Below are 23825 nucleotides of genomic sequence, written 5' to 3' on the forward strand. Positions count from 1 at the left end.
ATTTTAGCGAATTTATAGGCTTTTAAAATAAGTAAGATTAATAATTCCTAACTTTTTTGAATATTAGAAGAAATAATAACTTCATCCCTCTAAAAGTTATGAATGCAGCCACATCAACCATTAAGGCCATTGGTCTTATTTTATCCTTTTTGATTCTTCAAATGGGATTTGGGCAAGACACTTCAGCCCTGAATGATGGGAGCTTACCGTTAGATGACTTAGATATGTCCACTGAAAATTCTACTGACGATAGACCTAAAATAAGACTGCTATTTACCTCTGTAGGTATTATTAACAGAGAAATTCTTTTAACTGTTGATGACAGATGTACTGACGGTTATGATTGGGGATTTGATGGATATTTAAATGATGTCCAAGTTGATGATATGTCTTGGTTAATTGATGACGAATTATTTGTTATACAAGGCATTGGTGATATAGATACAGAAGAAACAATTTTGCCACTTAACATTCTTAAGAGCGATGTTGGTGATGTTGTTATAGCCATTCAAGCATTAGAGAATATTCCAGATGATTTAGACATCATACTTCATGATACTGAACTTGGTACGCATCACGATTTAAGAACCTCTAATTATGAAACTATGCTTCCAGCAGGTATTTATGAAGATCGTTTTGTTCTGGGCTTTCAAAATCCAAGTGCATTGAGTGTAGATGATAGTGAACAAGAACAGATAGATTTTTACTATGTCGCGAATACTAATAACTTAGTTGTTCTTAACCCAGAATACTCAAGTTTAAGCACGATTGAAGTTTATAATATTTCAGGTCAGACAGTGCATAAAATCAAAGATTTACAGCAAGGCTCATATCATGAATACAGTATGAATAACCTGTCTACAGGTATCTATATCGTAAGATTATATACAACTGAGCATAGGGTTGTTACGAAAAAAATCATTGTACAGTAAATAAAAAAGCCAATTCAATCGAATTGGCTTTCTTCATTCCTAACTTAAACTTAATTAAAAACAGTACCCATTTTCTTCAGATAATTTATCTGCGATTTGAGTACGTAGGGCAACAACATTAGGCATGTTGGTGTACTTTGTAAATCGTTTTAGGCCCATAAGCATCATACGTTGCTCATCTCCTTCAGCAAAACTTACAATACCTTCTTTAGCATTTTTGGTGATAATATCAACGGCGTTATATAAATACAACTTAGCCATTGCTATTTGGTGCGATTGCGCCTCTTCACCAAAACGTTTAGCGTTTTTCTCAGTTCTTAGAATAGTCGACTCTGCCATATATATTTCAATCAAAATATTAGAGGCTGCTAATAACAACTGTTGGTGTTTTTCTAAATCTGGTCCAAATTTTTGTACTGCAGAACCGGCTACCATTAAGAATACTTTTTTAAGTTTCGCAATCATCTCTTTTTCTTCAGAGAATAACTCAGAATAATCGGGTGTATCAAAGGAAGGTATACCCATTAACTCATCGGCAACTTTCATTGCAGGTCCTAATAAATCTACATGTCCTTTCATTGCTTTTTTAACCAACATACCAACAGCTAACATTCTGTTGATTTCGTTAGTCCCTTCATAGATTCTTGAAATACGTGCATCTCTCCAAGCAGATTCCATTGGTGTGTCCGCAGAGAAGCCCATACCACCAAATACTTGTATACCTTCATCTGAGCAATTTTGAATATCTTCGGATACAGCTACTTTTAAAATCGAACATTCAATAGCATACTCTTCTACACCTTTAAGTTCAGCTTCTTGATGGGTATTACCAGAAGCAACACGAATCGCAATACGATCTTCAATATTTTTAGCAGCTCTATAACATGCCGATTCACCAGCGTAAGCGCTAGTGGCCATTTCAGCTAGTTTTGATTTAATAGCTCCAAACTTTACAATAGGAGTTTTAAACTGAACACGTTCATTAGCATATTTTACAGCTTCTGTAGTCACACGACGTTGAGCATCTAGGCATGCAGCTGCCAATTTAATACGCCCAACATTTAAGGCATTCATTGCAATTTTAAATCCGCCACCACGCTCAGATAACATATTTTCTACAGGAACTTTGGTGTCGTTAAAAAATACTTGACGCGTAGAAGAGGAGTGGATACCTAATTTGTGCTCTTCTTCACCAAATGTCATACCATTTGGATTGTCTTTGTCATATTCTACGATAAAGCCAGTGATATTTTTATCATCTTCAATACGTGCAAAAACAATAAACGTTTCAGCAAAACCTGCATTGGAGATCCACATTTTTTGCCCTGAAATCAAATAGTGCTTGCCATCTTCAGACAAAACGGCTTTTGTTTTACCAGAGTTAGCATCGGATCCTGCACCAGGCTCTGTCAAACAGTAAGCCCCAAATTTTTCACCTGTTGCCAAAGCTGGAACATATTTTTTCTTTTGTTCTTCAGTACCATATAAGGTAATAGGCATAGTACCAATACCGGTATGCGCACCAAATGCAGTGGCAATAGATCCTGTAGCTCCTGAAATATAGTCACAAACCAACATGGTAGATACAAATCCCATATCTAAGCCATCGTATTCTTCAGGTACTGCTACACCAAGCAAACCTAACTCACCTGCCTTACGCATTATTTCTTCTGTAAGAGCATAATCTTTCTTTTCAAATCGTTCCTTGTTCGGCCAGATTTCTCTATCCACAAACTCTCTTACAGTTTCTAACATCATTTTTTGTTCCTCCGTGAAATCTTCAGGAGTAAAGATGTCGTCGCAACTTGTTTCTTTTACGAGGAATTGTCCTCCTCTTAAAATGTCTTTTTCTACAGTCTCCATTTTTTTATATGTTATAAGTTTTTTTAATTTAAAAATTCGAATATTCCTGCGGCACCTTGACCTGTACCAACGCACATGGTTACCATACCATACTTATTTTTCATATTCCGTTTGCGCATTTCATCAAATAATTGAACAGAGAGTTTTGCTCCTGTGCAACCAAGTGGATGACCTAATGCAATAGCACCACCATTAACATTTACAATATCTTGGTTGAGGTCTAGCTCGCGCATTACTGCCAATGATTGAGATGCAAAAGCTTCGTTAAGCTCTATTAATTCAATATCGTTTTGGGATAATCCAGCCTGTTTTAGTGCTTTTGGAATCGCAGCTACAGGTCCTATGCCCATAATTCTAGGTGGTACACCTGCTGCCGCATAACTTACTAAGCGTGCAATAGGCTCAAGATTTAACTCTTTTACCATCGTTTCACTCATTACTAGTACAAATGCAGCACCATCACTAGTTTGAGATGAGTTTCCAGCAGTTACGGAACCACCCTGAGCAAATACAGGTCTTAATTTTGCTAAAGCTTCTTTGCTAGTTCCTTTTCTTGGTCCTTCGTCTTTAGTGACAGTAAACTTACGTGTTGCTTTTTTTCCGTTTTCGTCAACATAAGTTTCTTCTACTTCTATTGGTACAATCTGGTCTTGAAATTTGTTTTCTTCAAGTGCTTTTAGAGCTTTCATGTGTGAGTAGTAAGCAAACTCATCCTGGTCTTCCCGAGACACATTGTATTTGTTTGCAACAGCTTCGGCGGTGTTACCCATTCCCCAATAATAGTCCTCGTGACCAGCATTAACAATTTCGTAATTTAGTTCTGGTTTAAATCCTGTCATAGGAACGGAACTCATACTCTCAGCACCACCTGCAATAATACAATCTGCCATACCAGCTTGAATTTTGGCAACAGCCATTGCAATGGTTTCTAATCCTGAAGAGCAGAATCTATTTACCGTTACACCTGGTACATCAACCGTATTTAAACCGATTAATGAAATGATACGCGCCATATTAAGACCTTGAGATCCTTCAGGCATGGCATTACCAACGATAACGTCATCGATACGAGTAACGTCAAATTCTGGTAATTTACCCATCATATATTGAATGGTTTCTGCCGCGAGCTCATCAGCTCTTTTAAATCTAAAACCGCCTTTTTTTGATTTACCAACTGCAGTTCGATATCCTTTTACTATATATACTTGTTTCATTTTTTTAATTTCTTAAAGGTTTACCTGTTTTTAGCATGTGCTGAATTCTTTCAAGAGTTTTTCGCTCTGTACAAAGCGAAAGGAATGCCTCACGCTCTAAATCAAGTAAATATTGTTCTGTAACTAGAGTTGGTTCAGATAAATCACCACCAGCCATTACGTAGGCTAGTTTATTGGCAATTTTTTGATCGTGCTCACTAATGTAGTGACTTGCTTCCATAGCGTCTGTTCCTACTAAGAACATACCTAAGGCTTGTTTACCAAGTACTTTTACATCTTTGCGTTTTACAGGTTGAGTATAACCAGCATCAGCTAACAATCTAGCATGTGCTTTGGCTGTAGCAATCTGACGATCTTTGTTAACCACAACGATATCCTTGCCTTTTTGCAGCACGCCTAAATCAAAGGCTTCATAAGCAGAGGTCGCTACTTTGGCCATACCAATAGTTAAGAAATACTCTTGTAAAACATTCAGTTCAACATCTCCTTTATTAAAAGTGTCAGCTGCTCTTAAAGCCATTTCTTTAGAGCCACCACCACCAGGAATAACACCAACACCAAATTCTACTAAACCAATATACGTTTCAGCAGCAGCTACAACTTTATCTGCATGCATTGATAACTCACAGCCACCACCTAAGGTCATGCCATGTGGTGCAGCAATTGTAGGTATAGAAGAATAACGCATACGCATCATCGTGTCCTGAAAGTATTTGATAGCCATATTAAGTTCGTCATATTCTTGCTCAACAGCCATCATAAAAATCATTCCGATATTAGCACCAACTGAGAAATTAGCGCCCTGGTTTCCAATTACTAAACCGTCATAATCTTTTTCGGCTAAGTCGACAGCTTTATTTAAACCAGCTAAAACATCTCCACCAATGGTATTCATTTTAGATTGGAATTCGCAGTTAAGGATACCATCTCCTAAATCTTCGATAACAACACCAGAGTTCTTGAAGACCTCTTTGGATTTTCTGATATTATCTAAAATGATAAAGCTATCCTGACCAGGTATTTTTTGTTGTGATTTTGAGGGAATGTCATACGTATAAGACGCCCCATCTTTTATGGTATAGAAAGATGTAATGCCCGATGCTAACATCTTATTAACCCAAGCATTTGGTTCTAGACCTTCGGCTTTCATCATTTCAATACCAGCTTCTACACCAATAGCATCCCAAATTTGAAAAGGACCATGCTCCCAACCAAATCCGGCCTTCATGGCATCGTCAATTTTATATAAGTCGTCTGTAATTTCTGGAATACGGTTAGATACATAAGCAAATAATGCTGCAAAACTCTTTCTGTAGAATTCACCTGCTTTATCTTTTCCATTTACCAATACCTTAAAACGATCTACAACCTTGTCTATTGTTTTAGTAAGTTCAAGAGTGGCAAATTTTGCACGTTTGTTCTCTCTATATTCTAAAGAGTTAAGATCTAAAGAAAGGATTTCTTTTTTACCTTCTTTCGATACCGTTTTTTTATAGAAACCTTGGCCTGTTTTACTGCCTAACCATTTGTTTTCCATCATGGTATTGATAAAGTCAGGAAGCTGAAACAACTCATGACGCTCATCATCCGGGCAATTTTCTCTAATACCGTTGGCTACATGTACTAAGGTGTCTAAACCAACAACATCAACTGTTCTAAACGTTGCAGATTTTGGACGACCAATAACAGGGCCAGATAATTTATCTACCTCTTCAATAGTTAAGTCTAAATCTTTTACAGTGTGAAAAAGACTCATTATACTGAAGATACCTATTCTATTACCAATAAAAGCTGGTGTGTCTTTAGCAATCACAGAGGTTTTTCCAAGGAATTGTTCACCATAACCATTTAAAAACTCTAGAACAGAAGCATCGGTTTTTGGACCTGGAATGACCTCAAATAATTTTAGATAGCGCGCTGGATTGAAGAAGTGCGTTCCGCAGAAGTGCTTCTGGAAATCTTCACTTCGGCCTTCGCTCATAAATTTAATCGGAATACCTGAGGTATTTGAAGTTATTAAAGTACCAGGTGTTCTGTATTTTTCAAGCTTTTCAAACACTTGTTTTTTAATGTCTAAACGTTCCACAACGACCTCCATAATCCAATCAACATGAGCAACTTTAGCAATATCGTCTTCTAAGTTACCGGTTGTGATGCGATCTTTAAATGAAGGGTGGTAGAGTGGTGCTGGCTTAGATTTTATTGAGGCCGTAAGTGCCTCATTAACCAAGCGGTTGCGTACTACTTTATCATCCAAAGTTAGGCCCTTAACTTTCTCAGAGTCATTCAGTTCCCTCGGTACAATGTCCAATAAAAGGACATCTACACCAATATTGGCAAAATGGCAGGCAATACCGCTTCCCATGATACCAGAACCAATGATGGCGATTTTCTTTATTCTTCGTTTGCTCATTGTTTAAATTGTATTCTTTTGATTGTATATTTTTTTGTTGGAAATCATATTATTGATAAGTTCAGCTACTTCGTAAAAATGTTCGATTTTTTCTGAACTTATATTTGATTTTATAGCGTCATTGAAGGTTAATACACGTTCACGGGAGTAGGCTCTTTTTTCTTTACCAAATTCGGTTAGATGGATTAAGACCCCTCGACCATCTTCTGGATTTGGTTTTCGTGTAATCAACCCTTTTGCTTCCATTGATTTGAGTGTACGGGAAAGACTTGTTGCTTCCATTCCCATTTTTGGACCTAAAGAGGTGGATGGTGTACCCTTCTCAGGATCAATACTCAATAATGCAAAACCAGTAGCCATGGTGGTGTCAAATTTTGAAGCCTCTTCGTTATACATCTTGTTGACTGCTAACCAAGTGGTTCTTAGTACATAATCTATTGTTTTATCCTTCATTTTTATCTAGTGAGTACCAAAGATATAAAAAAATACTATGCACGCATAATAAATATATAAAAATTATGCATGCATAGTAAATTTTAAATGTAAAGAAAAAGACTTCAATTAAAATGAAGTCTTTTAATTATAATTTAGTCTTGAAGCGTGCTAATTAAGTTTTCCACTTATAGCAGCGATTACCGCACCGGTTATTGCTGTCATTACAATGGTTATAACAATATCTACGGCAAACATCTCATAGGTCATCTCTTTATTCATTGCCAATCCAAAAAAGCCATAGTATAATGCCGTGAAAATACCAATTACAGCACCTGCTTTTGCACCAGAGGCGGCTGTTGATATTTGCGCCCATTTATTGTAAATAAACGAAATAAATAAACCATAGGTTACACAACCTAATAAAATTAAAATCATAGTATTAGCAGACTCTTCTGGTTGTGGGAAGAAACTTGCGAAAAGAATACCGTAAAAAAGCCAGCCCAAAAGCCAATTAGCGACTCCTCCGACAATACCACTGATAAGAAATGTTTTTGTTTTCATCATAAAATATTTTTAGTTAGTAATGTAAATTTACATTTTTAACATTATATTTTATAAAATATTAATAAAAACGTGAAAAAATTATGAAAAATATAATCTAATCTCTGTAGATTTTTTCATATAAATCTTGATAGATGTGTTTAATAACATCGCGTTTCATTTTCATAGTAGGAGTTAGGTGACCAGCATCAATCGTCCAGGCTTCAGGTGTTAATTCAAAACGCTTTATTTGCTCCCATTTACCAAAGTTTTTATTGTATTTATCAACTTCTTTCTGAATGCGATTGATTACAATTTCGGATGTAGCAATCTCTTTTTCCGTTGTACCTATAGTGTGCCCTTTATATTCTATCCAGTCTCGGATAAATTCAAAATTAGGTTGAATAATGGCACCAGGCATTTTTTCACCTTCACCTACAACCATAACTTGTTCAATAAACAAAGACTGCTTTAGATCATTCTCTAAAAGTGTTGGAATGATGTACTTCCCTCCGGATGTTTTAAACATTTCCTTTTTTCGTCCTGTAATTTTTAAGAAGCCATCTTCGTCTATAATTCCTTTGTCACCAGTATGGAAATACTTACCGGTCATGACATCAGCGGTTTTTTCAGGGTCTTTGTAATAACCCATCATAACGTTAGGTCCTTTGATTAGTATTTCACCATCCTCGGCGATTTTGACCTCTACATTTTTTATAGGTTTCCCAACAGTACCTACTTTGTAGTGTTTGTCTTTATACATGCCTACAGAAACAACAGGTGAAGTTTCGGTAAGTCCATAGCCCTCCATAACTCGCATTCCAGCGGCTGCAAAAATACGAGACAGGCGTGGCTGTAATGCAGCACTTCCCGAAACCATGGTGCGTAATTCCCCACCAAGCGCCTCTCTCCATTTGCTAAAAATAAGTTTGTTGACAATACGAAGTTTAAACTCGTACCAAGGACCATTAGCTTTGTAGGGTTCCCATACTTCACCTAATTGTACGGCCCAAAAGAAAAGTGCTTTTTTTATACCGGTAAGTTCTTCTCCCTTTAGCATTATTTTATCAAACACTTTTTCCAGTAATCTAGGAACAACACTCATTAAATGCGGTTTAATTTCTTTAGCATTGTCTCCGATTTTATCTAAAGCTTCAGCAAAATAAATCGAGGTGCCGGCGTATTGATAAACATATATGAGGACACGTTCAAAAATATGACAAATAGGTAAAAAGCTTAAAACTCTAGTTTCTCCTGATGTCGGTAAAGGTACTCGAGGAGAGCTGTCCAATACGTTGCTCGTAATATTCCAGTGACTTAACATGACACCCTTTGGTTTTCCAGTTGTACCTGAAGTATATATGATTGTTGCTAAATCATCTGGTTTAACGGCATCTTTTCTCTCTTCAACCTCATTTTGATTACTTTCATCCTTACCTAATTCAAACAACTCAGAGTAATGTTTACAACCGTCGATATGGTCAAAAGAATAAACTTCTTTCAATTTGGTTTTAGACTGCACCTTTTTTACTTTTTCTAGCACTTCTTTATCCGATACAAAGCAATAAATCGATTCACTATGATTTAACACATATTCATAATCTTCAGCAGATATTGTTGGGTAAATCGGGATATTTTGGGCTCCTACTTGAAGCACACCAATATCCATAATGTTCCACTCTGTTCTATTGGTTGAGGATATGAGGGCAATTTTGTCATTTTTTTGAACACCCAATTTGAGTAATGCGCGGCTTACAGCATTAGCCTTATCGATGTATTCTTGAGTAGACATCGGTGTCCATTTACCGTCATATTTAGTAATTAAGGCTTTTTGGTTGGGTTTATGCTTTAATTGATAATAGGGAAAATCAAAAAGGCGAGTAACTTCAGTCATAATAGTTTTTGCAAATAATTAGTCGGATTATTACGAAAATATGAAAATCTATCCTATAAATATGGTTATTTGAATAATGCAGGCGTTTTTTTTAACAAAATTTTGCCAGATTTCAATTTAAACCTTGATTTTTCCTAAAAAATTATCGCCTTTTCTGGATTATGAATACCAACAACTAAAAAGTTATAAAAATTATTATTTTCAACTTTCCTTATTTCAATCGTTTTCGTTGATAATCCCTTTATTTGTAAGGGGTTGAAAAAACAAAACATGATAAAAATCAGTATTAATAATTTATTTCAGAGGTAATTTTGTAACGCTGAAAAAACATAATTTTTTTAAGATATAAAATCACATAATCATGGAAGTAAAACAATTCCTGGAAGGTCTATGGACAGAATCAGTAAACGTTAGAAGTTTTGTTTTTAATAACATCACACCTTATCGCGGTACGGCTGAATTTTTAGAAGGTCCAACAACCAAAACAGAAAAGCTTTGGGACATTTGTAAAAATGCCATGGCAGAGGAACGCGCTAATAATGGTGTACGCTGTATAGATACAGATACAATTTCTACTATAGATGCTTTTGAGGCAGGATATATTGACAAAGAAAACGAGGTAATTGTTGGTTTGCAAACCGATGAGCTCTTAAAGCGTACTATGAAACCTTTTGGTGGATTTAAAGTTGTTCAAAAAGCACTATCAGAGCACGGTCTAGAACCAAATGAAAAGATAACTAAACTCTTTTCAAAATATGTTAAAACTCATAATGATGGTGTTTTTGATGCATATAATGATGAAATTAAAAAATACAGATCACTAGGTATTTTAACAGGCTTGCCAGACAATTATGCAAGAGGAAGAATAATCGGTGATTACAGACGAATTGCACTTTATGGTATAGACTTCTTAATTGAAAAGAAAGAAGAAGATTTAACAAGAATTACAGGACCTATGACGGATGAAGTCATTAGGTTGCGAGAAGAAGTATCTGAACAAATTAAGGCGTTAAATGCCATGACGCGTTTAGGTGAAAAGTATGACTTGGATTTAAGCAGACCTGCAGAGAATGCAAAAGAAGCGGTTCAGTGGACGTATATGGCATACTTAGCAGCTGTAAAAGAACAAGATGGTGCAGCTATGTCGTTAGGTAATGTATCTACGTTTTTAGATATATATATCGAAAATGATTTACGAGAAGGTATTATTACTGAAGCTCAAGCTCAAGAATACATTGACCAATTTGTAATGAAGTTGAGAATGGTGCGTCACTTGAGAATGAAAGCTTATGATGAAATATTTGCTGGTGACCCAACTTGGGTAACAGAAGCCATTGGTGGTATGTTCTCAGATGGTAGAACAAAAGTTACCAAAACATCTTATCGTTTCTTAAATACACTATATAATTTAGGACCTTCACCAGAACCAAACATGACGGTATTATGGTCTGATGATTTACCTGAAAACTTTAAAAAATTCTGTGCTAGGGTTGCCATAGAAACCTCCTCATTACAGTTTGAAAATGATAGATTAATGCGAGAAGTACGCTACAGTGATGACTATGGTATTGCTTGTTGTGTATCGCATCAGGACCTAGGTAAGTCTATTCAGTTTTTTGGAGCTAGAACCAATTTAGCCAAAACTTTATTACTAGCCCTAAATGGCGGTAAATGTGAGTTAACTGGTGTACAGATTTTTGATGGTGTACCAATTGATAAAGATGAGGTTTTAGATTTTGATAAGGTGATGACTAACTTCAAAATTGCTATGCAAGAAATTGCAAGAGTCTACAGTGATACTATGAATATCATTCATTATATGCATGATAAGTACTATTATGAGAAAGCTCAGATGGCTTTAATTGATACAAATCCGCATATAAATATTGCCTATGGAATAGCTGGTTTATCAATTGTTGCAGATTCATTGTCAGCTATTAAATATGCTAAGGTTAAACCAATTAGAAACGAAAAAGGATTAACTGTTGATTTTGAAATCGAAGGTGAATTCCCTAAGTACGGTAATGATGACGATCGCGTAGATTATCTTGCAGCTCAAGCTGTAGCAGATTTTAATAATGAGCTTAAGCAATTCCCGGTTTATAAAAATGCAGAACCTTCGTTATCTGTTTTAACCATAACATCTAATGTTGTTTATGGTAAAAAAACAGGGGCAACTCCAGATGGTAGAGCGTTAGGCGTGCCATTTGCGCCAGGAGCTAACCCTATGCATGGTCGCGACGAGCTTGGCGCTATTGCTTCTCTAAATTCAGTAGCTAAAATTAATTATCGAGATGCTCAAGATGGTATTTCTAATACCTTTTCAATTGTACCAAAATCCTTGGGTTCTGATATTGAAACCAGAGTTGAGAATCTGACGTCAATACTCGATGGGTATTTTGAGCACGATGCACAGCACGTTAACATTAATGTGTTAGATAAAGAGACATTGCTTGATGCTATGGAACATCCTGAAGAATATCCACAACTAACCATTAGAGTTTCTGGTTATGCGGTTAATTTTGTTAGACTTACAAGAGAACAACAGTTAGAGGTGATTTCGAGATCGTTCCATGAAACGATGTAATTTGACTAATAAAAGCATCTGAAAATCTCTTTTCAGATGCTTTTTAAATTCCAAACTTATTAAAACGCAAGAAAACATATTAAACGTTCATTCCATTGAATCTTTTGGTACGCATGACGGTCCTGGAGTACGATTTGTAATCTTTCTACAAGGCTGTAAATTAAAGTGTTTGTACTGCCATAATCCTGATACTATTGCTATGGAAGGTGGTAAACCTTACCATGTCGATGAGCTTTTTGATTTAATTTTAAAGTCAAAGTCATATTTCGGCAAAAAGGGTGGTGTCACAGTATCTGGTGGTGAGCCATTATTACAGGCAAAGGCACTTATTCCGTTATTCAAAAAATTGAAGGAAGAAGGCATTCATACTGCTTTAGATACAAATGGTAGAATACTTAATCATTTTGCAGAGGCGCTTATGGATAAGTATACGGATTTAGTAATGCTGGATATTAAACATATGACTGAAGATGGCTATGAGTATATCACAGGTATGAAGAATAACCAGACTACATTCAATTTTTCGCAATACAGAGAACGTTCAAAAAAAACCATGTGGTTACGTTATGTTTTAATTCCTGGTATTACAGATCATCCGGAATTATTAGTGTCCATGGGTGAGCAGTTCAAAGATTATCAATCCATAGAAAAAATAGAAATTCAACCTTACCATAAACTTGGTGTTCATAAATGGAAGGAGTTAGGTTGGGATTATCAGTTGAAAGATGCTAGAGAGAATACCGAAAATGAAATTGAAACTGCAAAGGAAATTTTAAGACCCTATTTCAAATCTGTAGTGGTTAATTGATAAACGCAATAGTAATTATTTAAATGAAAACTAATTAGATATGAATACTCAAAAATTAAAAAACCGTTGGTTAATAGCACTTTCTGCAGTTGGAATTCACATCTCAATTGGTTCGGTTTATGCTTACTCTGTTATTACAAATCCTGTAAAGGATATTTTTGATGTTGAAGGCAGTGTTATTAAATGGGCATTTAAAATAGCAATTCTGCTATTGGGCTTATCTGCAGCATTTCTTGGTCGCTGGGTAGAAAAAGTAGGGCCTAAAATTAGTGGTACAGCAGCAGGATTGTTTTACGGTATAGGTATATTGGGTTCTGGTTTGGCCGTACAATTAGAGTCATTAACTTTATTTTATTTGTGCTATGGAGTGATTGGTGGTATTGGACTAGGTCTTGGTTATATAACACCGGTAAGTACATTGGTAAAATGGTTTCCTGACAAACGTGGTTTGGCGACTGGTATGGCAATAATGGGATTTGGATTTTCGGCATTAATCTTTGGGCCAGTCATGCAATCTTTGTTTGAATCTGTTGGTGTTTCTATGGCGTTTTATATTCTCGGAGCAATATATATGATACTTATCTTATCGTCTTCACGATATATTGAAAAACCACCAGAAGGGTATTTGCCAGATGGCTTTAAACCAGGCGAGGGTAAAACTATTAAGGAGGATATTTCAAATATAACGGCTAATGCGGCATTAAAATCTTCACGCTTTTATTACATGTGGATTATGATGTTCATCAATATCACGTGTGGTATAGCGGTGATTGCAGCCGCAAGTCCTATGATGCAAGAAAAGCTAAGTTACAGTCCAATGGAAGCAGCAGCCGTTGTTGGTTTGATTGGCGTGTTTAATGGATTTGGAAGAATTTTATGGTCAAGTCTTTCAGATTATTTAGGAAGAGCCAATGTTTATATTCTGTTCTTTGTGTTTCAGATATTGGCATTTTATTACTTGCCTGAGATAACAATGGAGTTACTTTTCTTGCTTATTCTTTTTACAGTGATTACGATGTATGGCGGTGGTTTTGCAACTCTACCAGCATTTTTAGGTGATCTATTTGGTACAAAACAGTTGGGTGCTATCCACGGAATGATATTGGCTGGTTGGGGACTTGCAGGTGTTGTAGGACCAACTATCTATGACATAGTAAAGCACTCAACAGGTTCTTTAGACATTACACTAAAGGTATTTTCAGGACTGTTTGTTGTGGCACTTATTGTTTCGTTACTAATGAAGCGATCTGTAAACAAAGCTTACAAGGCAAAAATTAGTGAAATAAAAGTGGCTTAAGATTAATTTTAGTAACGCTAATGCTTTTCAATCCATTTTCTAGCATTTACAAAGGCTTCAAGCCATGGCGAAACTTCGTCTTTCCGGTCTTTAGGGTAATACGCCCAGTTCCACTGAAATGTAGAGCGCTCTATGTGTGGCATGGTCACTAAGTGTCTGCCTGTTTTATCGCACATCATTGCAGTGTTATAGTCGGAACCATTCGGGTTATGAGGATATTCACCATACCCGTATTTAGCAACTATATGATAGTTGTCTTCAGAATATGGTAAATGAAACTTTCCTTCACCGTGAGAAATCCACACTCCTAATTGACTGCCTGCTAAACTCGATAGCATCACCGAATTATTCTCTTGAATTTTTACTGAAGTGAATGAACTTTCATGTTTGTGGGAATCATTATGAACCATTTTACCATGTTGTTCATGATCTTGATTGATAAGATCTAACTCCATAAAGAGTTGGCAGCCATTACATATACCTACCGACAAGGTATCGTCACGCTCGAAGAATTTTTTAATGACTTCATTTGCTTTATCGTTGTATTTTATCGCACCTGCCCAACCTTTTGCAGATCCCAATACATCAGAATTTGAGAAACCACCAACAGCACCCAAAAACTGAATGTCTTCTAATGTTTCGCGTCCCGAGATTAAATCGGTCATATGCACATCTTTTACATCAAAACCAGCTAAATACATAGCGTTTGCCATTTCACGTTCTGAGTTACTTCCTTTTTCTCTAAGAATGGCTGCTTTAGGTCTAGGTTTAGTGTTATCAATATTAGGTAATTTACCCGTAAAATGATTTGGGAACGTATATTGAAGTGGTTGTTGCTTGTAGTTGTTGTAACGTGTTTTAGCCAAACCATTAGCGGTTTGTTTTTGGTCGAGTAGGTAAGAGGTTTTGTACCACATGTCTCTTAAACGAGAGATGGTCATGGTAAATACATCATTTCCATTAATAATACCTAATACATCAGCATTAGTCACTTTACCTATGTTCTGAAAATCAATACCAGCCTCGGTTAATGTGTTTTCAATACTATCATCTAAAGACTGAATAACAATACCGCAATTCTCAGCAAACAAGACTTTGAATGAGTCTTTTTCAGATAAAGAAGTAATATCCAATTCAGCACCAAGATGATTATCCGCAAAACACATTTCTAAAAGTGTGGTGATGAGTCCACCTGAAGCTACATCATGTCCTGCAACGATTTTATCGTCTTTAATTAAATTTTGTAGGGTATTAAAAACTGTTTTTACATACGATGCACTTTTTATACTTGGAGTTGTTTCCCCAACTTTATTATTGATTTGTGCAAACGAGCTACCACCCAATTTAAAATTATCTTGAGATACATTAATATAATAAATATCACCCTTGTTTTTCTGAAAAACAGGCTCTACCGTTTTAGTAATATCGTTACAATTAGCAGCTGCCGAAATGATAACCGTACCAGGTGAAATAACATCTCCATCAGGATATTTTTGTTTCATGGATAAGGAATCTTTACCGGTTGGTACATTGATTCCTAATTCTATAGCAAACTCTGAGACGGCTTTTACTGCCTCATATAATCGTGCATCTTCACCTTCGTTTTTACAAGGCCACATCCAATTGGCTGAAAGCGAAACACTTTTTAATCCATCTTTTAATGGTGCCCAAATAATATTAGTTAACGCTTCGGTAATGGAATTGCGACTACCTGCAATAGGATCAATGAGTCCTGAAATAGGTGAGTGCCCAATACTTGTAGCGATACCCTCTTTACCTTTAAAATCCAAAGCCATAACACCAAGATTATTTAATGGTAACTGTAGTGGGCCAGTACATTGTTGTTTGGCCACCCTACCGCCAACACAGCGGTCGACTTTATTGGTGAGCCAATCTTTACATGCCACAGCTTCAAGTTGTAAGACCTGATCGAGATAATCATAAAATTTGTCTTTGCTATAAGTAATGCCCGAATACTGTTTTTTTATGGTGATGTCTTTCATTATTGTTTTGGGAGAGCTGCCAAACATATCTTCTAAAGCTAAATCCATTGGTTTGTCACCTTTGGTTTTAGATTCAAATGTAAAGCGATGTTTCCCAGTTACTTCACCGACATCATAAATAGGTGAGCGTTCTCTGTCTGCAATTTTATGCAATGTTTCAAGATGCTCATCAGCAATAACCAATCCCATACGTTCTTGAGATTCATTTCCAATAATCTCTTTAGCCGAAAGGGTAGGGTCTCCGATAGGGAGTTTGTCTAAATCTATATGTCCGCCAGTATCTTCGACCAATTCCGATAAACAATTTAAATGTCCACCAGCTCCATGATCGTGAATAGAAACAATATAATTTTCATCACTTTCTACCATGCCACGTACAGCATTAGCAGCACGTTTTTGCATTTCGGGATTGGAACGCTGAACGGCATTTAGCTCTATACCCGTATCGAACTCACCTGTGTCAGCAGATGAAACAGCAGCACCTCCCATACCAATTCTATAGTTATCTCCACCTAAAATCACAATTTTATCACCTGTTTTAGGCGTTTCTTTTATCGCTTGGTCAGCCTTACCATAACCGATACCACCAGCCAGCATTATGACTTTGTCATAACCAAGTTTGTCATTTTCTTCTTGGTGTTCAAAGGTCAATACAGAACCGCAAATCAGTGGTTGACCAAATTTATTACCAAAATCTGAAGCACCGTTGGAAGCTTTAATAAGAATATCCATGGGTGTTTGGTACAGCCATTTGCGTTCAGGAAATGCCTTTTCCCAAGGACGTTCTTCTTCTAGTCGCGAATACGAAGTCATGTAAACGGCAGTTCCTGCCAAAGGGATAGAACCTTTACCACCAGCAAGACGGTCTCTAATTTCACCACCAGAACCTGTGGCAGCACCATTGAAGGGTTCTACTGTTGTAGGGAAGTTATGTGTTTCTGCTTTTAAGGAAATTACAGATTCAAAATCTTTTGTTTGGTAATAGTCAGGTACATCAGCACGCTTTGGAGCAAACTGCTCAACAACAGGTCCTTTAATAAAAGCAACATTGTCTTTATAAGCTGAAACAATGTCGTTAGGATGTTGCTTAGATGTTTCCTTAATCAATTTGAATAAGGATGTTGGCTTTTCTATACCATCTATAACAAACGTACCGTTAAAAATTTTATGACGACAGTGCTCTGAATTTACTTGTGAAAAACCAAATACTTCAGAGTCTGTTAGTGGTCGTCCTATTTTTTTAGAGACACTTTCTAAATATTCAATTTCTTCTTCACTAAGCGCTAATCCTTCCTGTTGGTTGTATGCTGCTATATCTTCAATATTCTGAATGGCTTCAGGTTGAATATTTATAGTAAAAACATTTTGAGATAAACCATTAAATTTCTCTGAAATCATTGGATCGTAACCTTTGAAATCTTCTGAAACAGATGTAAATTCCTCAATACGTAGAATTCCTAAAATCCCCATATTTTGGGTGATTTCAACAGCATTGGTACTCCAAGGAGTAATCATAGCGGCTCTAGGACCAACAAAAAAAGCATCAATTGATGCTTCCTCTATTTTTGGCTGGTTGCCAAATAACCATACCAATTTAGAAATGGTTTCAGTTGATAATTCTTTTGTGGCTTGAACAGCAAAAACCTTGCTGTTTTGGTTTCCAAAGAAATGAATCATTTATGTGTTGTGTTTGGTGTGAAAAATAAAACACAAAGTTAATTCATTTTGACAAAATGATACTATTTATTTAGTGCTAAAGAAAAACTTATTCAACAAGTTTTAAACAAAAAAGCAGCCATAAAGCTGCTTTTTAATTTATGATTTTATCAGTTTTTTGCTAATCGTAGAATTGTTCTGAGTTAATGTAATGATATAAACTCCAGCTTTTAAACTATGAAGATCAATTCGTCCAGAGTCCGATATAGTTTTATTAAAGACTTGCTTACCTAAAATATCAAAAATTTGAATTTTTACAGGTTGATTATTTTCTATGTTTATGGTCAGATACGATTTAACCGGATTCGGGTAAAATGATACCTTGTTTTCAGCATAACTATCAAGGTTTAAAGTTTGGTTGTGTGTACCCAAATCGTCACAATTATTAGAACCAAAACTGTTCCATTCGCTAATATCAAAAGTTGTTGTTGGCCTGTCTACTGTGGGCTTTCTAACCAAGGTTGTATTTTGGGCATAGTTAGCACTACTATTAAAATCACCAAGTATATCAATTAGTACATCATTTTTAAATAAGCCGATAGCATCATTTCCATTAAATGACGTTATGGCGTTGTTGAGGTCGTCATATTCCGATGTGCATACCGTAGAGCCACCGTTGGCAATTATGAACACATCTTGGTTAGCAATCGTAGCACCAGCGGGAAATGAATATGGTGTGCCCCAAGAGGCATTACCATTAGCACTTAGCTTTAATGTGTAGTTTGATAAGTTAACACTAGTGCCCGTAAAGTTGGCTATCTCTAACACCTTATTATTACTAGACCCTTCAATATACTCTGAAAAGAAAATATCGATGTCTCCTCCAGAAGAGCCGTTATCTGTTGTAGTTTCACAAGTTTGGTTGCTAAATCCAGACTCATTGTTGGAAGTATCTCTTGCCTTTACAGTAAAGCAATAATTTGTATTAGGAAGTAAGCCTGCTACTGTTGTGTTTGTATTGGGGTTTCCCGTATTGTAAGCGAAAGCAGCATTAATGTAAACATCATAAGATGCTACGGCAATATTGTCTGTTGACGCTGTCCAGTTCAGATCTATGGTGTTATCCGTTGGGTTTGAAGCTATCAAATTCGTTGGGTCAGATGGAGCTTCAGTATCTTGGGTTGTAACCCAAATTGCATTTACCCATTCAGGATGATCAATAAAAGGATTTCTATTGTTTTGATGGTTGTAGAAAATATTATTATTTCTATCGATTTCTTTTTGAGATACAGGATCATTGTTATGCCAGGTGAGTAAAATGCTCAAAAATGTATCTGTAAACACCTTATCATTACTGCCATCAAACATATCAAATGAACTCCAAGCACTTACCTGATCTTCGTAGCGTGTCGCAAAGTAAAAATAGATTCTTGCTACATCCCCTTTAAACTCATCAATGGGTTCAAAAACAATACCTGTATAACCGGCAGAATAACCACTATTCAAATTATTGCCGACTTTACTGCCGTTTAGAGTTGGATTAGAAATTCCGCCTTGACTCAATAACTGGTTATCATCAACAACTCCGTAGGGATAATTGCTTCTAAAACCATTAACTCGTCCATCTGTTGGCAAGAGTTCATGGGCATCGCTATACATTGGAGTGGCATCGTTGAAAACAGAAGCTGGAATAACATGTTCCTTATTGTAGCAATCGCCTTCGCCAGAATAGTTACCACATTCGTCAGATATAGGTGTGTAAGTATAGGGATCGGTTCCACTAGGATTTTCTGAATAGATGTCTAAAATAGTATTGCTTCCCGTTTCATAGTAATTATCTAAGTCAAAAGAAGCAATGAAGCCATCCATGGCATTGTAGCCTTGATCTTGATGCAGTTCTTCAATAGCATTGCTAATCTCTGGGTCATCTATATCATCGATGATTTTTTTTAATTGGGTTTTTAAGGAATAACCTGTACCTGTCGCGTAATCATAATAACCCGATGGGATTTGGGCAAATACAGTTGAGGTGATTAATAAACCGATTATCAGAATGTAAAATTGTTTCATGTATTTTCAGTTTTCTTTTCTAGTAACGCCATGTAAAATCCATCAAAACCAGATTTATGGGCGAGTATTTTTTTGTCTTTTATAAGCTTAAATGCTTTTCCGTCTTCCGAATTTAAAAAATTTTCAACTTGCTTTTGGTTTTCAGATGGTAAAATAGAGCAAGTGGCATAGACCATTTTGCCTCCATTCTTCACCATTTTTGAATACTGTTGCAATACCTCGGATTGTGTTTTTTTAATGTTTTCTATAAACTCAGGTTCTAGTTTCCACTTGGCATCTGGGTTTCGTCTCAACACTCCTAAACCGGAACATGGTGCATCAATCAGCAAGCGATCTGCTTTGCCATACAATTTTTTAATAGGCTTTGTAGAGTCAATAACTTTCAATTCAATATTATGCACTCCGTTTCTTCTGGCCCTCACTTTTAGTTTTTTCAATTTACTTTCATAAATATCCATAGCAATGACCTGTCCCTTATTTTCCATAAGCGATGCTAAGTGCAAGGTTTTTCCACCAGCACCTGCGCAAGCATCCACAACTTTCATACCTGGTTTTACATCCAAAAAATCTGCAACAAGTTGAGAAGATGCGTCCTGAACTTCAAACCAACCATTTTTAAAAGCTTCGGTTTTAAATACATTAGCACGTTTTGTGAGTTTTAAAGCCCAAGGGTGATCCGATAAAAACTCAGTTTCTATATCCTCAGATTGTAATTTTAATTGTAAATCTTTTTTGTTGGTTTTTAAGGTGTTGACTCTCAAAATCACATCTGCCTGCTCGTTTTGTATAGCCATTTCTTCAGTCCAGATTTTTTCGCCTAGTTCCCTAACACCTAGATCATCCATCCAGTCTGGTATGGACTCGCGAAACTTTCTAATTTTGGATAATTCATCAAAACGACCTTTTATTTTTCTGGTAGGAGTCTCAGTAAAATATTTCCAATCCGGAAGTTTAATGCCTTTAAGTGTTGCCCAAACGGCAAAAAGCCTCCAAAGATTATCTCTGTCGTAAGGGGCTTTTACATTCGCAATTTCTGCATAGAGGCGTTGGTATCTCACGATTTCATACACAGTCTCAGCAACAAATCCTCTATCCCGACTTCCCCAGCGTTTATCTCGTTTAAGTAGTTGTTGTACTACCTTATCTGCGTACTCGTTTTCATTAAAGATTTGGTGCAGACCATCAATAACCGCAAAACATAAATTTCTGTGTAATCTCATTGCAAAAAAATAGCATGCAAATGTACTATAAAAGTTGAGATGTGCTACTGTAATGAATGTTAAGTCTTTTTTATGGTTTACGGAGTAATAAGGTTAAATAGTGGGAGCATAAAGAGTTTATCAGAAAAGCACTTCGGTAATATGAAAAAGCTTTTCTATTTTTAAGGAAAATTGAGAGTATGAGAGTATTGTTAGTTTGTTTATTACTGTTAGGCTTGTGTTCTTGTAAATCTGAAGTGCCTTTAAAACAAAGAAATTTTTCAACGGTTAAGATCGAAACTTTGCTGCAAGATTCGCTTTTGAATGTTAGGGCTTTAGAAATAAATGAAGGTAGAGTAGTTGTAGCTACTTCTTCTGGTAAGATATTAAGATCTATTTTATCATATATGAATTATTTTGAAGAGGGTAATTATTGGTTGCAAACAGAAGATTCATTACTTCCAAATAATTTTAGATCAATCGCATTTCAAGGAGATAAAACATTCACTTTATCAATTAGTAGTCCAGCTAAATTATTTTATGATGGAAGGTTGGTTTATTATGAAACCCACCCGAAAGCATTTTATGATTCCATGGACTTTTGGAACGATCAAGAAGGTATTGCCATTGGTGATCCAACAGATAGTTGTATGAGCATTATTATTACCAGAGATGGTGGTGAGAGGTGGACAAAATTATCTTGTGATGATTTACCAAAGGCCAAAGAGGGAGAAGCCGCTTTTGCCGCTAGTGATACCAATATTGCCATTGTAGGTGTCCATACTTGGGTGGCTACAGGCGGCAAGGCCAGTCGGATTTTATATTCGCCAGATAAAGGAAAAACATGGGAAGTTTTTGAGACACCTATCCTTCAAGGCAAAGTAACTACAGGGATGTATTCTTTAGATTTTTATGATGAAAACAATGGTTTTGCCATTGGAGGTGATTACACAAAGCCCAATGATACTCTTAACAATAAAATAAGAACAGCAGATGGAGGTAGATCTTGGGAAGTGGTAGCTAATGGCAAAGGACCAGGTTATAGAAGTTGTGTACAGTATGTGCCAAATTCTAATGCTAAGGAATTAGTTGTTGTAGGTTTTAAAGGCATAGATTATAGTAACGATTCGGGAGATACTTGGAAGCATTTAAGTGATGAAGGTTTTTATACAATCAGGTTTTTAAATGACTCGGTGGCTTATGCAGCTGGTCAAGGTCGTATAAGTCAATTAATATTTAAGGAATAAAAAAGAGACCGCATTGGTCTCTTTTGATTTAGTTACGTCGCTTTTGTCGGCGTTCCCTAAATTCTTTTAATCGATCTAAAAGCTTTTGATTAAATTGATCTTCGGCGACCTGAAGCAAAATGATTTTTTTGGCAGGTAGTACCTTTTTTAAATCATTTAAAAGTTCTTGTTTCGCCTCGAACATAGCCGTTTCTGCCTTCATAAGTTTCTCCAAAATTTCATTTGCCCGTTTATCGCTAACATTGCCTTGGCGCATTTCTTTCTTTAAAGGTCTTAATTCTTCAGATTTAATGGTTTCAACTTTAGCTTCAAATTCGTTATATATTGGCCAAAACTGTTGTGCTTCTTCTGAGCTTAAATCTAGTTTATCTGTAATAAAGGCAATTTTTTGAGCTTTTATTTTTTCCTGAATTTCACTTCCTGGTTGGGAAAAACCCAATGTGCTCGTTAGTAAAATCAATATGAGGATTAATCGTTTCATGGTTGTAATATTATTGTTGCAAAATGGTTTCAATATCTGTGTTTTCCAAAAGGTAAGATTCTAGGTGTTCTTCGTTAAAGTCCGTTTCCATTACTTTAAAATCGGTATCTATAATCTCAGCTTTAGCAAGTAGTTCTGCTAACTCATAACTATCTAAGTCACTGTTTTCAAAATAGGTTGTAACCATTTCTGCGGATATATCTTCAGTGTTGTTGTCATTATTTATAAATATAGCGAATAGCAATACTAATGAGGCGGCTATACCAGAAATATAATATAGGGCCTTTCTGCTATAGAGGCTAATTACTGGCTTATCATTGAGTTTGCTAATTATGTTATGCTCTACAGAATCAAAATAGCCTTCGGGTGTTTTAAATCCAGTTGTAATAATTCCCTCAATACTGTCTTTTTTGTTTAATCGATTAAAGAAAGCGTCTTCAACAGTATCGAAATAATTGTCTGGTACCTTAAAACCGTTGGATTTGATGTTATGTAATTTCTCTTTTTTCATTTCTACTATGACTTCAAAATAATAAAATGGTTTAATATGAAGTTAAAATGCTTTCTATTTTTTTTACTGCAATATGGTAAGAAGCTTTTAAAGCTCCTTCACTGGTTTCTAGTATTTCTGCCATTTCTTTGTATTTAAGATCATCAAAATACTTCATGTTAAATACGAGTTGTTGCTTTTGAGGGAGGGTGGCAATTGCCTTTTGTAATTTCAGCTGAATTGCATCACCTTCAAAATAGACATCGGCTTTTAAATTGTTTATGGCTAGGTTTTGATATTCTTCATTACTAATTTGCTTACGTTTTGCATTTCTATTGATCAACGTTATCGATTCGTTGGTGGCAATACGATACAACCATGAGTATAGTTTACTATCACCTTTAAATTTATCAATACTACGATACACCTTGATGAAGGTGTTTTGTAAGACGTCGTCCGCATCGTCATGAGAGATTACAATCTTTCGGATATGCCAATACAAACGCTCTTTATAGAGCTCTAGAAGTTCTCTAAAGGCCGCATCTTTATGTGTAGGGTTCTTAAGGCGCAGTATAAAATCTGTCTCGTTTATCAAGTGATTGCTTTTGGTTTTTAGACCTGTGAATCTACTAAAAGTTTAAAGTCGAAAAAATATTATTTTCTAACAAATGTTTAAGTAATTGATAGACAGGTGTA

Annotated in this window: 17 protein-coding genes; 5 read left to right on the forward strand and 12 right to left on the reverse strand. The window is 36.0% G+C overall.

What is annotated here, in order from left to right; translation table 11 throughout:
- Positions 1 to 98: 98 nt before the first annotated feature.
- Positions 99 to 932: a T9SS type A sorting domain-containing protein gene (locus tag ACFQ1K_RS00130; RefSeq protein ID WP_320556083.1), complete on the forward strand. Its 834-nt coding sequence runs from the start codon at positions 99 to 101 to the stop codon at positions 930 to 932.
- A gap of 54 nt (positions 933 to 986) precedes the next feature.
- Here the strand turns inward: ACFQ1K_RS00130 and ACFQ1K_RS00135 are convergent, their stop codons facing one another.
- From ACFQ1K_RS00135 to ACFQ1K_RS00160, 6 genes are all read right to left on the reverse strand, one after another.
- Positions 987 to 2795, reverse strand: coding sequence for an acyl-CoA dehydrogenase family protein (locus ACFQ1K_RS00135; RefSeq protein ID WP_320556084.1), 1809 nt, complete (start codon positions 2793 to 2795; stop codon positions 987 to 989).
- A 23-nt stretch (positions 2796 to 2818) separates the two neighbouring features.
- Positions 2819 to 4009, reverse strand: a complete 1191-nt coding sequence (locus ACFQ1K_RS00140; RefSeq protein WP_320556085.1) for an acetyl-CoA C-acyltransferase — start codon at positions 4007 to 4009, stop codon at positions 2819 to 2821.
- A gap of 4 nt (positions 4010 to 4013) precedes the next feature.
- A complete protein-coding gene (locus ACFQ1K_RS00145) occupies positions 4014 to 6422 on the reverse strand; it encodes a 3-hydroxyacyl-CoA dehydrogenase/enoyl-CoA hydratase family protein (protein WP_320556086.1) in 2409 nt (802 codons plus the stop codon).
- 3 nt (positions 6423 to 6425) lie between these two features.
- The gene (locus tag ACFQ1K_RS00150; protein ID WP_320556087.1) at positions 6426 to 6875 is read right to left on the reverse strand and encodes a MarR family winged helix-turn-helix transcriptional regulator; all 450 of its coding nucleotides are present in this window, start codon (positions 6873 to 6875) and stop codon (positions 6426 to 6428) included.
- 150 nt (positions 6876 to 7025) lie between these two features.
- Entirely contained in the window at positions 7026 to 7421 is a 396-nt protein-coding gene (locus ACFQ1K_RS00155; RefSeq protein ID WP_320556088.1) for a hypothetical protein, read from the reverse strand.
- 94 nt (positions 7422 to 7515) lie between these two features.
- Positions 7516 to 9291 carry an AMP-dependent synthetase/ligase gene (locus ACFQ1K_RS00160; protein ID WP_320556089.1) on the reverse strand — a complete coding sequence of 592 codons (1776 nt, stop codon included), beginning with the start codon at positions 9289 to 9291 and terminating at the stop codon, positions 7516 to 7518.
- 361 nt (positions 9292 to 9652) lie between these two features.
- Between ACFQ1K_RS00160 and pflB the strand changes: the two genes are divergently transcribed.
- From pflB to ACFQ1K_RS00175, 3 genes are all read left to right on the forward strand, one after another.
- Positions 9653 to 11878, forward strand: a complete 2226-nt coding sequence (pflB, locus tag ACFQ1K_RS00165) for a formate C-acetyltransferase (RefSeq protein WP_320556090.1) — start codon at positions 9653 to 9655, stop codon at positions 11876 to 11878.
- Positions 11879 to 11972: 94 nt separating this feature from the next.
- Complete coding sequence (pflA, locus tag ACFQ1K_RS00170) at positions 11973 to 12686, forward strand: pyruvate formate-lyase-activating protein (protein WP_320556166.1); 714 nt, start codon at positions 11973 to 11975, stop codon at positions 12684 to 12686.
- 40 nt (positions 12687 to 12726) lie between these two features.
- Positions 12727 to 13983, forward strand: a complete 1257-nt coding sequence (locus ACFQ1K_RS00175; RefSeq protein WP_320556091.1) for an L-lactate MFS transporter — start codon at positions 12727 to 12729, stop codon at positions 13981 to 13983.
- Positions 13984 to 14000: 17 nt separating this feature from the next.
- Here the strand turns inward: ACFQ1K_RS00175 and purL are convergent, their stop codons facing one another.
- The 3 genes from purL to ACFQ1K_RS00190 form a co-directional block, all read right to left on the reverse strand.
- On the reverse strand, positions 14001 to 17663 hold the full coding sequence (gene purL / locus ACFQ1K_RS00180; protein WP_320556092.1) for a phosphoribosylformylglycinamidine synthase: 3663 nt from the start codon (positions 17661 to 17663) through the stop codon (positions 14001 to 14003).
- A gap of 138 nt (positions 17664 to 17801) precedes the next feature.
- Positions 17802 to 19712: an endonuclease gene (locus ACFQ1K_RS00185; RefSeq protein ID WP_320556093.1), complete on the reverse strand. Its 1911-nt coding sequence runs from the start codon at positions 19710 to 19712 to the stop codon at positions 17802 to 17804.
- Positions 19709 to 20932 (reverse strand): RsmB/NOP family class I SAM-dependent RNA methyltransferase, encoded by a 1224-nt coding sequence (locus tag ACFQ1K_RS00190; protein WP_320556094.1) that lies wholly within the window; start codon positions 20930 to 20932, stop codon positions 19709 to 19711. Before ACFQ1K_RS00190 ends, ACFQ1K_RS00185 begins: the two co-directional genes overlap by 4 nt.
- A 179-nt stretch (positions 20933 to 21111) precedes the next feature.
- Between ACFQ1K_RS00190 and ACFQ1K_RS00195 the strand changes: the two genes are divergently transcribed.
- The gene (locus ACFQ1K_RS00195) at positions 21112 to 22158 is read left to right on the forward strand and encodes a WD40/YVTN/BNR-like repeat-containing protein (protein WP_320556095.1); all 1047 of its coding nucleotides are present in this window, start codon (positions 21112 to 21114) and stop codon (positions 22156 to 22158) included.
- A gap of 28 nt (positions 22159 to 22186) precedes the next feature.
- Here the strand turns inward: ACFQ1K_RS00195 and ACFQ1K_RS00200 are convergent, their stop codons facing one another.
- The 3 genes from ACFQ1K_RS00200 to ACFQ1K_RS00210 are packed head-to-tail and all read right to left on the reverse strand — an operon-like array spanning position 22187 to position 23724.
- Positions 22187 to 22639: a sensor of ECF-type sigma factor gene (locus ACFQ1K_RS00200; RefSeq protein WP_320556096.1), complete on the reverse strand. Its 453-nt coding sequence runs from the start codon at positions 22637 to 22639 to the stop codon at positions 22187 to 22189.
- A 10-nt stretch (positions 22640 to 22649) separates the two neighbouring features.
- Complete coding sequence (locus ACFQ1K_RS00205) at positions 22650 to 23150, reverse strand: hypothetical protein (protein WP_320556097.1); 501 nt, start codon at positions 23148 to 23150, stop codon at positions 22650 to 22652.
- A gap of 31 nt (positions 23151 to 23181) precedes the next feature.
- Positions 23182 to 23724: an RNA polymerase sigma factor gene (locus tag ACFQ1K_RS00210; RefSeq protein WP_320556098.1), complete on the reverse strand. Its 543-nt coding sequence runs from the start codon at positions 23722 to 23724 to the stop codon at positions 23182 to 23184.
- Positions 23725 to 23825: the final 101 nt, after the last annotated feature.

The sequence above is a fragment of the Winogradskyella aquimaris genome (assembly GCF_042676105.1).
GTDB lineage: Bacteria > Bacteroidota > Bacteroidia > Flavobacteriales > Flavobacteriaceae > Winogradskyella > Winogradskyella aquimaris.

What these genes read in the sequence shown, in the direction of transcription:
- pflB (WP_320556090.1), top strand. Translation starts at nt 9,653, where the DNA reads ATGGAAGTAAAACAATTCCTGGAAGGTCTATGGACAGAATCAGTAAAC.
- ACFQ1K_RS00175 (WP_320556091.1), top strand. Translation starts at nt 12,727, where the DNA reads ATGAATACTCAAAAATTAAAAAACCGTTGGTTAATAGCACTTTCTGCA.
- ACFQ1K_RS00135 (WP_320556084.1), bottom strand. Translation starts at nt 2,795, where the DNA reads ATGGAGACTGTAGAAAAAGACATTTTAAGAGGAGGACAATTCCTCGTA.
- ACFQ1K_RS00140 (WP_320556085.1), bottom strand. Translation starts at nt 4,009, where the DNA reads ATGAAACAAGTATATATAGTAAAAGGATATCGAACTGCAGTTGGTAAA.
- ACFQ1K_RS00190 (WP_320556094.1), bottom strand. Translation starts at nt 20,932, where the DNA reads ATGAGATTACACAGAAATTTATGTTTTGCGGTTATTGATGGTCTGCAC.
- ACFQ1K_RS00155 (WP_320556088.1), bottom strand. Translation starts at nt 7,421, where the DNA reads ATGATGAAAACAAAAACATTTCTTATCAGTGGTATTGTCGGAGGAGTC.
- ACFQ1K_RS00145 (WP_320556086.1), bottom strand. Translation starts at nt 6,422, where the DNA reads ATGAGCAAACGAAGAATAAAGAAAATCGCCATCATTGGTTCTGGTATC.
- ACFQ1K_RS00150 (WP_320556087.1), bottom strand. Translation starts at nt 6,875, where the DNA reads ATGAAGGATAAAACAATAGATTATGTACTAAGAACCACTTGGTTAGCA.
- ACFQ1K_RS00205 (WP_320556097.1), bottom strand. Translation starts at nt 23,150, where the DNA reads ATGAAAAAAGAGAAATTACATAACATCAAATCCAACGGTTTTAAGGTA.
- ACFQ1K_RS00200 (WP_320556096.1), bottom strand. Translation starts at nt 22,639, where the DNA reads ATGAAACGATTAATCCTCATATTGATTTTACTAACGAGCACATTGGGT.
- ACFQ1K_RS00160 (WP_320556089.1), bottom strand. Translation starts at nt 9,291, where the DNA reads ATGACTGAAGTTACTCGCCTTTTTGATTTTCCCTATTATCAATTAAAG.
- purL (WP_320556092.1), bottom strand. Translation starts at nt 17,663, where the DNA reads ATGATTCATTTCTTTGGAAACCAAAACAGCAAGGTTTTTGCTGTTCAA.
- ACFQ1K_RS00130 (WP_320556083.1), top strand. Translation starts at nt 99, where the DNA reads ATGAATGCAGCCACATCAACCATTAAGGCCATTGGTCTTATTTTATCC.
- ACFQ1K_RS00185 (WP_320556093.1), bottom strand. Translation starts at nt 19,712, where the DNA reads ATGAAACAATTTTACATTCTGATAATCGGTTTATTAATCACCTCAACT.
- ACFQ1K_RS00195 (WP_320556095.1), top strand. Translation starts at nt 21,112, where the DNA reads ATGAGAGTATTGTTAGTTTGTTTATTACTGTTAGGCTTGTGTTCTTGT.